Annotated in this window: 9 protein-coding genes; all 9 read left to right on the top strand. The window is 44.7% G+C overall.

Features of this window, described 5'->3' with window-relative positions:
* The first annotated feature begins 411 nt into the window (after positions 1-411).
* Complete coding sequence (locus tag P2G54_RS06505) at positions 412-3,510, top strand: TonB-dependent receptor (RefSeq protein WP_275869384.1); 3,099 nt, start codon at positions 412-414, stop codon at positions 3,508-3,510.
* Between the two features lie 36 nt (positions 3,511-3,546).
* The gene (locus P2G54_RS06500; protein ID WP_275869382.1) at positions 3,547-5,061 is read left to right on the top strand and encodes a RagB/SusD family nutrient uptake outer membrane protein; all 1,515 of its coding nucleotides are present in this window, start codon (positions 3,547-3,549) and stop codon (positions 5,059-5,061) included.
* A 230-nt stretch (positions 5,062-5,291) separates the two neighbouring features.
* A complete protein-coding gene (locus tag P2G54_RS06495; protein ID WP_275869379.1) occupies positions 5,292-7,979 on the top strand; it encodes a c-type cytochrome in 2,688 nt (895 codons plus the stop codon).
* Positions 7,976-8,740: a DUF1080 domain-containing protein gene (locus tag P2G54_RS06490; protein ID WP_275869377.1), complete on the top strand. Its 765-nt coding sequence runs from the start codon at positions 7,976-7,978 to the stop codon at positions 8,738-8,740. The genes P2G54_RS06495 and P2G54_RS06490 overlap by 4 nt, the downstream gene beginning before the upstream one ends.
* Before the next feature lie 277 nt (positions 8,741-9,017).
* Positions 9,018-10,076: an aldose 1-epimerase family protein gene (locus P2G54_RS06485; RefSeq protein WP_275869374.1), complete on the top strand. Its 1,059-nt coding sequence runs from the start codon at positions 9,018-9,020 to the stop codon at positions 10,074-10,076.
* 79 nt (positions 10,077-10,155) lie between these two features.
* Entirely contained in the window at positions 10,156-11,364 is a 1,209-nt protein-coding gene (locus tag P2G54_RS06480; RefSeq protein ID WP_275869372.1) for a hypothetical protein, read from the top strand.
* 68 nt (positions 11,365-11,432) lie between these two features.
* Positions 11,433-12,455, top strand: a complete 1,023-nt coding sequence (locus tag P2G54_RS06475) for a TIM barrel protein (RefSeq protein ID WP_275869369.1) — start codon at positions 11,433-11,435, stop codon at positions 12,453-12,455.
* A gap of 146 nt (positions 12,456-12,601) precedes the next feature.
* Positions 12,602-13,768, top strand: coding sequence for a Gfo/Idh/MocA family oxidoreductase (locus tag P2G54_RS06470; protein ID WP_275869367.1), 1,167 nt, complete (start codon positions 12,602-12,604; stop codon positions 13,766-13,768).
* A 123-nt stretch (positions 13,769-13,891) separates the two neighbouring features.
* A complete protein-coding gene (locus P2G54_RS06465) occupies positions 13,892-14,938 on the top strand; it encodes a proline iminopeptidase-family hydrolase (protein WP_275869365.1) in 1,047 nt (348 codons plus the stop codon).
* Positions 14,939-15,216: the final 278 nt, after the last annotated feature.

The raw sequence follows: 15,216 nt of genomic DNA, 5'->3' as shown, positions 1-15,216 counted from the left end.
ATTATCAAAAATACTTTTGTTGGTTTATAAGAAATATAATTATGTGATTTATGAGTTTGAAAAAATCAGTATAAAAAACCGTTTGTTATATGTAAACTATCCTGTTCTATCCTGTTTTTAGATTTTGTTTTATTTGTTTATATATTTTTTGTTTGATTGGTAATTTCAGGCTGTACTTTTTTTTGTCTCTTAATATTAGACTTGATTGTAATTGGTTTTTTGACTTGAACTGGAAGTGGAAAATGCATTTTTTTTAAATTATAAAAATTCACTGTCCTGCGCTGTCCTGATTTTCAATTTTTTTAAAATACTGATATATAGGGTATTAAAACAGGATTGAGCAGGATAGAAAAAGGGTTTGGTATAGGCTAATTGGTTGATGTTTTAACAATTAATCATAAACCCTGAATTATGAAAAACCACTATCTGTCTAGAATAAAAATCCCGCTAGTTGGGTTTTTATTATTACTCTTTACCCTGAGTATACAGGCTCAGGCCCAAACCCGATCCATAAGTGGGGTGGTTGTTTCCGAAGGAGACAATGAACCTATACCTGGAGCTCTTGTCATGATCAAAGGTACCCAAAAGGGGACCGTCACTGACATCGATGGGAGCTTTACTATTGAAGCCTCTGTTGGGGAGGTGCTCGTTGTAAGTTTTGTAGGTTTTACCTCTCAAGAAGTAGCAGTCGCTTCTGGTACAAACAACATTCAGGTAGCTCTTCCGCTTTCCACTTCGGACTTGACCGAAGTTGTGGTAGTCGGCTATGGTAGTCAGTTGAAACGGGAAGTGACCGGAGCTGTTCAAACGGTAAAATCCGAGGAACTTCAGGATTTGCCTGTTTCCACCATTGGACAAAAGTTACAAGGCCGATTGGCTGGGGTGCAAATCAACCAAACAACCGGTAAGCCGGGACAAGGACTTACTGTAAGGATCAGAGGTCAGTTGTCCGTGACGGCAGGTAGTGATCCTCTTTATGTGGTGGATGGATTTCCAATCACCGGCAACATCAATACCCTCAACCCGGATGAGATCGAAGATATTACAGTCTTGAAGGACGCCGCATCGACTTCATTGTATGGATCAAGAGCAGCAAACGGCGTAGTTTTGATCACTACGAAAAGAGGAAAATCAGGGCAGACCAATGTAAACTTGAATGTCTTCACCGGTTGGCAAAAGGTGCCTGTTAGGGGCAGACTTGAAATGATGAATGCGGAGGAATTTGCCCAGTTTAAGAAAGAATACTATGAAGACGCAGGACAGCCAGTTCCTGATATTTTTCAAAATCCCTCCATATATAGAGGTAAAAATAATGACTGGTATGATGCTGTACTTAGAACGGCACCGATTACCAGTTATAACCTGACTTTGACATCCAACAAGGATAGATTGAGAACTTCGGTAATTGCCGGTGTCTTTGATCAGAAGGGGGTTGTTGTCAACACGGATTATCAGCGCTATTCTTTCCGAATGAATGCGGATTATGATGTGTCTGACAAAGTGAGTGTGGGTGTCAACCTGGCTCCTAGCTATATTTATGATAATACCCCTCAGACTGACGGTACAAGAGGTACAGGTATTCTATTCAACGCCATTCACACTTGGCCCGTGATGCCGATCTATGATGAAGCCGGTGAGTTGACTTACTTTAACAGATTCCCGTCTTATACCGGAAATATTTTTGCGTATCCTAACTGGGTAAGGTCTGCAAATGAACTGGTAAACGAGACAGACCAGGTTAACTTACTGACCACTTCCTATGTACAATATCAGCCAATCAAAGGGTTAACGCTCAAGTCTAGCTTCAGTACAGAGATCAGAGATAGCAAATTCTTCTCTTTCAACCCTTCCACCGCAACTTCAAGAATCAACGTTTCGATTCCTACAGTTGCCCAGTCCGTACGGGATAATATATCAAGCCTATCTTGGTTGAATGAGAACTTGGCTACTTACACCAGAAGCTTCAATGATCATAACTTTGAGATGTTGGTTGGTTACACCAACCAGACCTATAGAATGGAGCGTACCCGCATCCAGGCAGATACTTATGCTGATGACAGACTGCCAACTATTCAGGGTGCAATCAACATCAACCGAGGAGGAACCTTCTCTGATGTAGGAGAATGGTCGCTTTCTTCTGTTCTTTCAAGATTGACTTATAACTACAAAGGCAAGTACCTGTTCACCGCTTCTTTGAGAGCGGATGGTTCTTCCCGTTTTGGTTTGGATAACCGTTGGGGTGTGTTCCCATCCACTTCTGTGGGTTGGGTAATGTCTGATGAGGGATTTTTGGTGGATAATCCAACCGTTTCTTTTGCAAAAGTGCGAGCCAGCTACGGTGTGACCGGTAACAACAACATCGGTAACTTCACTCAGTATGCATTGGTAAACAATACCATCAATGCTGTTTTTGGAAACAACGTAGCTTCTGGAGCAGCTGTTACTTCCCTGGCAAATACCAGACTGGGTTGGGAAACAACTGCATCCTTTGATGCTGGTTTGGATTTGGGATTGTGGGATGACAGAATCCAGTTTGTGTATGATTTCTACCAGAAACGTACAACCAATCTCTTGTATTCGGTGCAGGTACCTCAGGAATCCGGTTTCACAAACTTCAATGATAATATTGGTGAGATCAAATTCTGGGGACATGAATTCTCCATCAATGCTATTCCTGTAGTAGGGGCATTTACCTGGAACAGTAGCGTCAATCTATCCATCAATAGAAATGAGGTAGTTTCTCTTGCCGAAGGCATTGATAGGGTGTATGGTAATTTTCACATTACCCAAGTAGGTCAGCCTTTTGGACAATTCTACGGATTGATCAAGCTGGGCAATTACATGAATGCGGAAGATTTAGCCAATTCTCCTCAGGTTCCTGGACGATCCACAGTAGGTAGTATCAAGCTGAAGGATGTGAATGGAGATGGAATTATCTCCATCGGAGGGGACAATGATGACCGTGCCATCATCGGAAATCCGTTCCCTAAGTTCACCTATGGTTTTGTTCAAAACTTCAAGTACAAGAACTGGGATATGAGCATCACAGGTCAGGGTTCTTACGGCAACCAGTTGTACATGAGACACCTTTATAGTACTGCCAACCTGGATGGGGTATTCAACATGGTGAGAAAGGCTACTGATCGCTTCCGTTCTCCACAGGACCCTGGAGAGGGAATCTTTGGAACCACTGTAGGTGGAGGTAACGTGACCGGTATCGAGCGTGACTGGGCAAATAGCAACTTCGTGTGGGATGCCTCTTACTTGACCATCAAAAACGTCACAGTCGGTTATACAGTGAATAAGACCAACAAGTTCATGAAATCAGCCCGTATTTATGGTTCTGTTCAGAACCTGATCACCTGGACTCCTTATTGGGGTGGATCTAACCCTGAAGTTAGTATGCAGAATAATGGAGCTGGTGATGGTGGTAACCTGAGCCCGGGAGTTGACCTGTTTGGTTATCCGATTCCAGTTACGGTTACGTTCGGAGCAAACATCAATTTCTAATCAGGTATGTTGAATTCACCTAAAAAAGACAAGATCATGAAAAAATATATCATAACCTTATTGACCTCCGGACTGCTATTGACCGGATGTGGTGAGGATTTTCTGGAAGTGGTGCCTGAAACCCAGTTGAGTTCGGCTACTTTCTTCAAAACCCAAAGCGATTTCGAGCAAGCGGTCAATGCAGCCTATGTTCCATTGAGAACAATCACCAATGACCGTTCCTGGTTGTTAGGAGAGATGCACTCCGACAATACCTACTATGCCAGAAACATCCTTTTTGGTGCTACGGAGCAGCAGGAGGATATCGCGGATTTTGCTGTGCCAGAGGCCAATGGACTGACTTCCAATACGCACGTATTGAACCAATATCGTCAGGATTACCTGATCATCTCCAGAACCAACCAGATTTTGGCCCTGATAGATGATGTGGATTTCGATGCGGCTGCCAAAGCCAATGTGAAGGGGCAGGCTTTGTTCTTGAGAGCTTATGCCTATTTCGAATTGGTTCGTTATTTCGGAAGTGTTCCATTGCATCTGACTCCGGTTGCTACCAGAGAAGAGGCTGCCCTTCCTTTGGCTACAGAGGAGGAATTGTTTGCTCAGATAATCAGTGACCTCACTGCGGCTGTTCCGCTTTTGCCTGAAAAGTCGCAGCAGGAGTTAGGAAGAGCTTCTGCAGGAGCTGCCAGAATGCTGCTTGCCAACGTGTATATCAACCGTAAAAACTGGTCAGAAGCTGAGAGCTTGCTGAAGGCTATTGTCAACAGTGGAGAATATGGTTTGATTGAGAATTACGAAGATGTTTTTCCTGGAAATGCTGCAAACAAGAACAATTTGGAATCCATCTTTGAAGTGCAGTTTTTGGAAGGCGCCGCAGGTTTGAATGGTAGCTTTATTTACAACTTCATGCCTCGACCTATCAGTGCCTCGGAACTTCAGCCAATCACTGGCACTTCCAATCCTCAGAATATTGACGGGGAAGGAAACAATATCCCTACTCCGGATATTATCCAGGCCTACGAGGAAGGTGACCTGAGAAAGGATGTGTCCATTGGCTATGTAGAGCTTTCAGGAAGTTTCCGGGATGACAAAGTTTATCCTTATATCAAAAAGCACGCGAAGCCTCATTCTCTTCATGGAAACCATGGTACCAACTGGATTATTTACCGGTATGCAGAAACCCTACTCTTCTTGGCAGAGGCTCTCAATGAGCAGGGTAAAACTTCAGAGGCGGCAGGTTATCTGAATATGGTTCGAAACCGAGCGGATTTGGATGATACCTCAGCAAGTGGGCAAGCTGAATTGAGAGAGGCGATTTTCCGTGAGCGAAGAGTGGAACTGGCATTTGAAAACAAGCGCTGGTTTGATATCGCACGTACGGATCGCATCCAGGAAATCATTGTTCCTTATGGTCAGCGTATCATTGCCAATCCATTGGATTACTACTATCCACCGGTGGCCGGAGCAGTGCCAAGATCCAATGCATTTACAAACCTCAGCAAATTCTATCCGCTACCTGCGGCAGAATCTGACCTGAGCCCATATTTCTAATTTCATAAGCTAGATAGGTTGATTACTTAGCCCAACGTCTTTAAATGGTTTTCCCATTTATCGATGTTGGGTTACTTTAATAAAAGCAGAAGTGGATTTGCTTTCAGAAGTGGTCTTAATTTGACAGGAAGCAAAATACTCTGCATGAATGGCTTCGGAATGGAATAAAATTTCGCCAATTTGAAATTCAATCAATTTTATGAATACGATTAGCAACAAACCCAATTCTTATGGTTCTTAAAACTACAATCAGAAGTATAAGCTTCTTTATGGCAGTGCTGTTTATTTCAGTTTCTTGTGCCAAAAAGGAAGAAAGTACCCGGCAGCTGACGGGGAACCCAAAAATTGACAAACTCAAGCTGCCCGAAGGTTTTGTAGCTGAGCATATTTACAGTCCTGGAGAAAACGAACAGGGCTCATGGGTAGCCATGACTTTTGACGACAAAAACCGACTCATCGCTGCTGATCAGTATGGTTTTCTATATAGGTTGGAAATCCCGCCAGTGGGTTCCCCAGACCTGACTCCAAAAGTGGAAAAAATGATCATTGGACATGTATCCGAGCCTCAGGTGGGTATGGGCTATGCACAGGGCTTACTTTATGCCTTCAATTCCATCTATGTGATGGTAAACCACAATGCCAACGAGACTTTCAGCCGCAATACAGGTCTTTATAGAATTCAGGACTTGGATGGGGATGATCAATATGAGACTGTTACAGAAATCCGAATATTGAAAGGTCAGCCCGGTGAGCACGGCCCTCACAGCATGAAACTTACTCCCGATGGCAAATCCATTTACCTGATCGCGGGGAACCATGTGGATGTGCCGGAGATGAACTCCTACAGATTGCCTAGAGTATGGGATGAGGATAATCTTTTCCCATTGATCAAAGACCCAAGAGGCCATGCCAATGAGCGAATGGCCCCCGGTGGATGGATTGCCAAAATCGATCCTGAAGGCAAGGATTGGGAATTGATAAGTGCAGGTTTTAGAAATGCCTTTGATTTTGCCTACAATGAGGTTGGAGATTTGTTTGCCTATGACGCGGATATGGAATGGGATTTTGGGATGCCTTGGTATAGACCTACCCGAATCAATCATGTGACCAGCGGGTCTGAATTCGGATGGAGAACCGGTAATTCCAAATGGTCTCCCAATTACCCGGACAACCTGCCGGCTGTTTTGAACATTGGACAGGGTTCCCCAACCAATGCTATGTTTGGTACTAACGCTAAGTTTCCGGCCAAATACAGAAAAGCACTGTATGCCTTTGATTGGAGCTTTGGAATTATTTATGCCATCAACCTGACACCTTCAGGAGCTTCCTATGATGCTACCGCGGAGGAATTTATTTCCGGCTCACCACTTCCATTGACAGATGGGGAAATCGGTCCGGATGGAGCCATGTATTTCATGACCGGAGGTAGAAGATTGGAATCTGATGTGTACAGAATTCATTACGCGGGTGACATCAACGAAAGCGAATACAAGCCTTTGACATTGGCGGATTTGCCAGAGGAAAACCTTTTGAGAAGAGAGTTGGAGCAGTACCATGTGGACGGTACTCCGGCAGAAGGACTGGATTTAGCTTGGGACAATTTAAACCATTCGGATCGTTACGTGCAGTATGCAGCACGCTTGGTATTGGAACATCAGCCGGTTTCCAGCTGGAAGGAAAAAGCACTTTCTGAAAAAGACCCTGTGAAATTAACCCATGCCATGTTAGCCTTGGCACATCACGCTTCTGATGCAGATGCAACACCAATGTTGAATGCCCTGATGGGAATAGACTATGGAGCCCTATCTGATAAAGGAAAGCAGGATCTGCTGAGAACTATTGAGGTGATTTTGTACAGACATGGACAGGTTGCCAGTGGTGTGAAATCCAAATTGATTGATTATTTGGATCCCAACTACCCTTCCAATGACAATATGCTAAACCGCTCCCTGAGTGTGCTTTTGGTATATCTTGATGCTCCGGATGCAGTAGAGAAAACCCTTGCTCTCCTAAAAACAGCCAAGGATGATGAGAACTACCAAAAGACGTTTACAGCTTCCTCTGACTTGGTGTTCAGAAACCCTCAATACGGAATGGATATTGCCAATATGCTGGCAAATGTGCCACCTGCTCAGGCGACTTACTTTGCGACAGTTTTGGGTGGTGCAGACAAAGGTTGGACTCCTGAAATGCGTGATGAATATTTTAGTTGGATCAAAAATGCGCTGACCAATTACAAAGGAGGCAGAAGTTATGTGGGCTTCTTGGACCGAGCTAGAAAAATGGCTTTGGCCAATGTAGACAAAGCTGACTTTGAAAAATACGATGAACTCTCCGGAGGAAAACTGTTGACGGCAAGTGGAAATGACATTGCCAATACTGGTGTTCAGCCTGAAGGACCGGGAAGAAGATGGACCGTGGAGGAAGCACTTCCTTTGGTAGAAAACCTGCATGGCAGAGATCTTGTCAAAGGAAAGGCAATGTATGCAGCTGCCATGTGTCAGTCCTGCCATACCATTCAGGGAGAAGGAGGCATTATCGGGCCTGATCTTACCCAATTGGGAACGCGCTTTTCTCCTAAGGATATTCTCGAAGCTACAATCAATCCAAGCGCTGTGATCTCTGAACAGTATCATGCCACCGTATTGGAGTTGAAAGAAGGAGGCTCTGTTGTCGGAAGAATCACTGATGAGGATGAGCAGAATTATTATGTTTCCCAAAATCCATTCTCTCCGGACGTGATCCGTACAGTTCCTAAAAGCTCGGTTTTGATCACCAAAAACTCAGATGTTTCCATCATGTTCCCAGGATTGATCAACCGAATGAATGAGGAAGAACTGAAGGATTTGATGGCCTATCTGATTTCTGCGGGCAATCCAAATCACGCTGTTTATCAACCTGAAGGGTCAGAACAATGAAACTCTCAACTTCATATACATTAAAGTCAGTGGCCGTTTTGACGGCTACTGTACTTTTCCTTGCGGGCTTTATGTCCAAGGAAAAGGAATCGGATTTTGTGTCCATTTTTGATGGAAAAACTCTGGATGGATGGGAGTACAACCCTGTGTATTGGTCGGTAAAAGATGGGGCGATTGTTGGGGAAATTACACCTGAAACTATACTCAAAGCCAATACCTTCATCATTTGGAAAGGCGGAGAATTGGGCGACTTTGAGCTGAAAGTGGATTACTGGATTTCAGAAAAGGGTAATTCCGGCGTGCAATATCGAAGTGATCGCTTTACAGAGGTTCCCTATGCACTTCGTGGTTATCAGGCGGATATTGACGGAGGCAATCGCTACACCGGTCAAAATTACGAGGAAAGAAAACGGACTACTTTGGCTTACCGTGGCCAGAAGACGCGAATTACTTCTCAGCCGGATAGCATTACTGAGGTTCGTGGCTATGTGGAGCGAAATGCCTGGAAAGGACTCAATCTTGTGGAGGAATTGGGAGATCGCGAAGAACTCGGTAATCTGATCAAAAAAGGGGACTGGAATTCTATTCATCTCGTGATCAAAGGAAATGTAATGAAACATTATGTCAATGGGGTATTAATGAGTGAAGTCCATGATGAGGATGCGAAAAATAGAATGCTTTCTGGTTTGATGGGCTTTCAGGTCCATGTGGGTCCTCCAATGAAGGTGATGTTTAAAAATATCCAGTTGAAAAAAATGTAAACTCGATCAATGATTAAAACAAAAACTCGGAGAATCTTCCGGGTTATCCTAAAAGAAAGGCGCAGTTGAATACTGCGCCTTTCTTTTTTAAGTTTTGTTGGCATTGATCGGCCTTTGCAGCACCAACCCAATTTTTCGACTCAATTTTTGACAAACGGCAGAATCTTCCCTGTCTTTTTGGCTAATTTCCTATCCGGCAGAAATGTCTAACCCATATAGGGCAGGACAGTCTCAGAGGCTCTTTTTTATAGGTTACCAATCCTTTTAATCCTAGCAAATGAATCTTTCCGACATCGGCAATTGGAAATATAAGCTCTCAAATTCCCAGCAACTCGGGGGAATCGAAACCTCAGTCTTGGATAATGGTCCGGGGCGCAATGTTCGAATCGCTTGGATCAATACCGGTACCGGGCTCCGATACAAATTGGTGCTCGATCGGGGAATGGATATCCTGGATGCTTTCTTCAATCAAAACAGCCTGGCTTGGATTTCCCATGCAGGCTTGACAGGCCCTCAGCCTTTTTCCAATCAAGGGATCGACTGGTTGAGAACTTTTGGAGGTGGCTTGTTGACCACCTGTGGTCTTTCCAATGCGGGACCGCCCAATTCGGATGAAAGTGGTACAAGGGGACTTCACGGGAATTATTCCAATACGCCTGCCGAACTCATTTCCATACGGCAGCCGGATATATTTTTCGGGGATCTCAGCTTTGAGATTGTAGCCAAAGTGCGGGAAACGACCACCTTTGGTCCTAGCCTGGAGATGTTGAGATCTGTTTCCGGGAGCATAGGTTCTGCTGAAATCCGAATCCAGGACAGGGTGACCAATCGTGGAAATTCCCCCGCACCTCATATGATCCTATATCATATCAATTGCGGATGGCCTCTGATTGATGAGGGGACGAGGATCGTGTGGGAAGGGGAAAAGAAGCCCAAAGCTACGGATGCCAATAACACGAAGTTCAATAGGGTACATGAATTTACACTCTGTGCCCCACCCATGGAGGAGCATACAGGATTTGGGGAGGATGTGGCCTTTATTGATCCCCAGGCTGATTCAGAAGGAATGGTGACCTGTGGCTATGCCAATGATCAATTGGGCTTGGCTTTGAAAATCTCCTTCTCCAAAGATCAGATGCCCTGGTTGATCAACTGGCAGCACTGGGGAAAAAACGAATACGTAACGGCCCTTGAACCGGCCACCCATCCACCAATTGGTCAGGCTGCGGCAAGGGAAAACGGAACCTTGATCCTTCTCGAACCCGGGGAAAGCAGAACCTATGATTTGAGGTTGGAAGTGTTGACAGGAGAAAAAGCAAGGGGATTTAAAATGTAGAATTAGAAATGATGAATTGGAAGGTTTCATTCTTTCAATCTTCAAATAACAATAACTCAATTACCTAATAACCAATACTATGAGTTTAGCAAAAAAAGCCCTGGAACAGGGCGAGGGAGTTTTAAGATTGACACCAACTTGGGTGCCGCGTTCCTTTTGCGTACCCGGTAGGAGAATCAAGCTTCACCCTGATGATTATTATGCTTTGGGAGGTGCCCGAGGAGGGATTGACGAGCGTTGGTTTGCCTCAACTACTCCTGCTGAAAACGGCCCCCTTACTTCCAAAAATGAAGGATTGAGCCATATTGCCTACGAAGATGGAGGCAAAACAGAACTGTTCCTACTAAAGGACGCCATAGATGAGCTGGGAGCAGACATCATCGGTTCCCGACTTTGGAACAAGTACAAGTCCTGGCCCATGTACTCCAAATTTTTTGACAATATGGGGCCTCTTCCACATCATATTCACCCGAGTGATGAATTTGGAAAACTGACTGGACAAAATGGAAAACCTGAGGCATACTATTTTCCTCCTCAGGTGAATAACCATGGGGGAGATTTCCCTTATACCTTCTTCGGAATAGCTCCGGGAACCAGCAAGGAAACAATTTTGGATTGCCTTAAAAATTTCAATAAAGGGGACAATAAGATCACCAATTACTCCCAGGCTTTCCGATTGCAACCCGGAACAGGTTGGGATGTGCCTCCAGGAATGCTTCATGCTCCAGGTAGTTTGTGTACCTATGAGCCTCAAAAGGCTTCTGATATTTTCGCTATGTACCAATCTCTGGTGAATGAAGCCATTATTCCAGAGGAACTGCTATGGAATGCGACTCCTAAAAACCGATGGGGGGATTACGAACTTCTGGTGGAAATGATCGATTGGGATCTCAATGTCAACCCTAATTTGATGGATAATCACTACATGGAGCCATTGCCGGTGACTGATGTAAATACCATGCATGCTGCAGGTTATTATGAAAACTGGATTTGCTACCGTTCCCATGATTACAGTGCAAAGGAATTGACCGTATTCCCAGGTCAGACGGTGGTCATCAAGGATTCCGGTGCATATGGCTTTATCATGATGCAGGGCCATGGGAAGCTTGGAGTTTGGGATATTGAAACCCCCTCTCTGATCCGCTTCGGGCAATTGACCCATGATGAGTACTTCGTGAGCGAGCAGGCAGCACAAGCAGGCGTGAAAATCACTAACCTTTCCAAGACTGATCCTATTGTGATGCTGAAGCACTTTGGCCCGGATAATCCGGATCTCATCGTAAAATAATCCTAGGGAGAGGGATCTACCCTCTGCCTTTTCTTTTTCGAATCAAATAACCCTATAACCTTAATATTATGAATAACTTTCCCAAACTCCACAACGCCACTTGGCCGGGATTGGTGGGCAAAGGCCCGGATTCCGAACCGGTAATTCCTTTTGATTCCCTTATTGAAATGACTGCAGCCGCAGAAGTCAATGGGGTGAAATTTGATGGAATAGATGTGGGTCTGCTCGAACCGCATTTTGATCTGAACAATCCGGATGAAGCAAAGAAACTGGCCGATAAAGTCTCCAAATACAATCTGAACGTAGGTTCCTTGGTTGCTCCCATTTGGGCCGGTTCCGCAATGGGAACCGCAGAGCAGAGAAAAACTTTTGTCGAAATGGTGCGCAAATCCTGTGAATTCGGCCAAAAGCTAAAAGAACTCGGCGTTCGCCATTATGGAGTTGTAAGAATTGATTCTGCTGCTGGAGTATCCGATTGGGCCAAAGACCCGGTTGGAAATACCAAGCAGATCGCAGAGACTTTCCGTGAGGCATGTGATGTAGCTGCCGGCTTTGGAGAAAAACTCGCGGCAGAAGGAGAGATCTGTTGGGGAGCCATGCATAGCTGGAAACACATGGTAGAACTCCTTGAAATGGTGGATCGTCCGAATATAGGTTTCCAAGCAGATATGTCCCATACTTTTTTATATACATTAGGCTACAATGCTCCTGAGCACAGAATCCTTCCTGCAGATGCAGACTTGCATGACCGAGAGGCGATCAAAGCAGCTTTGAAGACGGTTACGGATGCCCTTCGTCCTTGGACCATAGACTTTCATGTGGCGCAAAATGACGGTTCTGTTTTCGGTTCTGGCTCCCATGACAAAACAGGAAGGCACTGCCAGGCGACAGATCCAAATGGACTCCTGGATATTGCTCACGATGCAGGCTACTGGTTGAGGGATGAAAATGGAAACCTGACCAAAGCATTCAAGCACATCTGTTGGGACGGTTGTATGTTCCCAAATGCAGTGATGGAAAACCAGCAAACCTGGAACGATATCCTAGCAGCGATGATCAAAGTGCGGGAAGCGCATGGCTGGAAAGAGTGATTTGTGAAGGATATAGGGAATTAAGAAATAAGGGTGATAACAGGACATGAAAGGAGCAAAGCCTCCTGAGTTCAATAGTTTCTACTTCCCAAACCTTCCTTGCGATTTTCCAAACCTCTAATCTTTCAAATTTAAATTTCTAAACAATGAGCGATAAAAAACTTATACGAATCGGCCTAATCGGAACAGGATTGATGGGCCGGATCCATACCAATGGCTACAAGCGTTTGGCTGACTTTTTCCCAGAATATAAATACAACCCGGTATTGCAGGCTTGCTGCTCCCGAAGGGAAGAAAAGGCTAAGGCCTTTGCTGAGCAATGGGGCTATGCATCCTACGAAACCGATTGGAGGAAAATTATTGAGAGGGATGACATTGATGCTGTGGACATTTGTACTCCAAATGACACCCATGCGGAAATTGCCATTGCAGCAGCCAAAGCCGGAAAAATGATCCTTTGTGAAAAGCCTTTGGCAAGAACTGTAGAAGAAGCTGCCGGAATGGTAAAAGCCGTGGAGGAAGCCGGAGTGAAGAATACGGTTTGGTATAACTATAGAAGAATCCCAGCTGTGACCTTGGCGAAGAATATCGTAGCCTCAGGAAAACTTGGTAAAATCTTCCATTACCGAGCCAACTTCCTTCAGGACTGGACCATCAGTCCGGATCTGCCTCAGGGAGGAGATGCACTTTGGAGACTGGATGTAGCCGCTGCTGGATCCGGGGTGACTGGGGATTTGCTGGCACACTGTATCGATACTGCCATGTGGATCAACGGAGGAATCAAGGATGTCTCTGCCATGACAGAAACCTTTATCAAGGAACGTGTGCATCAGGGCACAGGTGAAAAACAGGCTGTTGGAATCGATGATGCCTGTACCTTCCAGTGTCATTTTGCCAACGGTTCTTTGGGACTGTTTGAGGCTACAAGATATGCCCGAGGTCATAAGGCGCTTTATACCTTTGAAATCAACGGTGAGCATGCTTCCATTCGTTGGGATTTACATGACCTGACCCGTCTCGAATACTTTGACCATGATGATGAGGGTACACTCAGAGGCTGGAGATCAATCCACGTCACGGATGGAGATCATCCCTACATGAGTCGCTGGTGGATCCCGGGAACTTCCATTGGATATGAGCATTCCTTTATCCATCAGGTTGCAGACTTTTTTCACAGTCTAGAAACCGGTGAACCTTGCCATCCAACTTTCAGGGATGCCTTCGAAACCCAAAAAGTTTGTGAGGCAGTCCTCGATTCTGCCAAGGAAAGAGCCTGGAAGGACACAGGGGTGGACTGGGTTGAAAAAGTCTAGGGTTTTTTGAATGTATAGAAAAGATCCGAGCCGATAGGCTTGGATTTTTTTGTTAAAAAAGAGATGAGGTTGAGCTACAAAAATTTTTCCCGTATTTTCAAAAAAATCATTCAAATACTAGCTATGAAAAAAAATATCCCTTTTTGGCTTTTGGTTTTCTCCCTTTTGATTTCCTGCCAAAAGTCCCCTGATACCCAAGTTGCTATTTCTGAATCATCCTATCTGGATTTTTCAAATCGGGATGATCAGTGGGAGGGAGGGATCAGGATGATCCCGATACAGACTCCAAAAGGGGAATTCAAGGTTTGGACCAAACGGGTAGGAAATAACCCCACTCAAAAGGTTTTGCTCCTTCACGGAGGACCAGGATGGACCCATGAGATTTTCATGAGCTATGATGGCTATCTGCCTCAAGAGGGGATTGAGTATATCTATTACGACCAGTTGGGCTCCTATTATTCGGATCAGCCGGAGGATTCTAGCCTCTGGACCATTGAGCGCTTTGTGGATGAGGTGGAGCAGGTTCGTCAGGCCTTGGGCTTGGATCAGGATAATTTTTACCTATATGGCCAATCCTGGGGAGGAATATTGGCTATGGAATACGCTTTCCGTCATCAGGATAAACTCAAGGGGCTGATCATCTCCAATATGATGGCAAGTCTGGAAGATTATGAGAACTATGCCAAGGAAGTTTTGGGGCCTCAGATGCCCAAGGAGGTGTATGAGGAGGTAATGGAGATGGAGCAAAATCAGGATTTTTCCAATCCCCGTTATGGTGAATTGCTGATGGAATACTATTACCCCGAACATGTATTGCGCAAACCTTTGGAAGAGTGGCCGGAGGCTTTCAACCGGGCTATGAAACATATGAACCCGGGAGTCTATGTCTATATGCAGGGTTTTAGCGAGTTTGGGATCACTCCCGGTGCAAGTCTGAAAGGCTGGGATGTCAAAAGCCAATTGCCTACCATCTCAGTTCCGACTTTGGTAGTGGGAAGTCAATATGATACCATGGATCCGGAGCATATGAAATGGATGGCTTCCCAAGTTCAAAACGGACGCTATCTCCATTGCCCGGAAGGAGCCCACCTAGTTCAATATGACGATCAAGAACATTTCTTCCCGGGTTTGATTCAGTTTGTCAAGGATGTGGATATGGGGAATTTTTGATCCACAAATAGGATATGCATTCCTTCCTTCAAAGGTATTTTTTAGCATTTCGGAATTTATTTTATACTGAAGAGTATAAAAAATATGGTGAGAAAATTACCCTGTCCAGTTATAGACATGGCCTTTTTTCACTTCTTCTTTTACCCTGGATTTCAGGGATGGGGATTTTAGTTTTGATCCTCACCCAATTTGGATTTCGATATCATTTTCAATCTGAAAATGATAAAGCATTATGGACCTTAATTCTTGCTTTTGGCTCTTTGATCATATTGAGGTTT

Source organism: Algoriphagus sp. CAU 1675 (assembly GCF_029222925.1).
GTDB lineage: Bacteria > Bacteroidota > Bacteroidia > Cytophagales > Cyclobacteriaceae > Algoriphagus.
Note: the sequence above shows the minus strand (reverse complement) of the source record. Positions and strands in the feature narration are given on the sequence as shown.

Bases quoted from the DNA above. Each gene is read 5' to 3' on its own strand.
- P2G54_RS06505 (WP_275869384.1), top strand. From the start codon at position 412: ATGAAAAACCACTATCTGTCTAGAATAAAAATCCCGCTAGTTGGGTTT.
- P2G54_RS06500 (WP_275869382.1), top strand. From the start codon at position 3,547: ATGAAAAAATATATCATAACCTTATTGACCTCCGGACTGCTATTGACC.
- P2G54_RS06495 (WP_275869379.1), top strand. From the start codon at position 5,292: ATGGTTCTTAAAACTACAATCAGAAGTATAAGCTTCTTTATGGCAGTG.
- P2G54_RS06490 (WP_275869377.1), top strand. From the start codon at position 7,976: ATGAAACTCTCAACTTCATATACATTAAAGTCAGTGGCCGTTTTGACG.
- P2G54_RS06485 (WP_275869374.1), top strand. From the start codon at position 9,018: ATGAATCTTTCCGACATCGGCAATTGGAAATATAAGCTCTCAAATTCC.
- P2G54_RS06480 (WP_275869372.1), top strand. From the start codon at position 10,156: ATGAGTTTAGCAAAAAAAGCCCTGGAACAGGGCGAGGGAGTTTTAAGA.
- P2G54_RS06475 (WP_275869369.1), top strand. From the start codon at position 11,433: ATGAATAACTTTCCCAAACTCCACAACGCCACTTGGCCGGGATTGGTG.
- P2G54_RS06470 (WP_275869367.1), top strand. From the start codon at position 12,602: ATGAGCGATAAAAAACTTATACGAATCGGCCTAATCGGAACAGGATTG.
- P2G54_RS06465 (WP_275869365.1), top strand. From the start codon at position 13,892: ATGAAAAAAAATATCCCTTTTTGGCTTTTGGTTTTCTCCCTTTTGATT.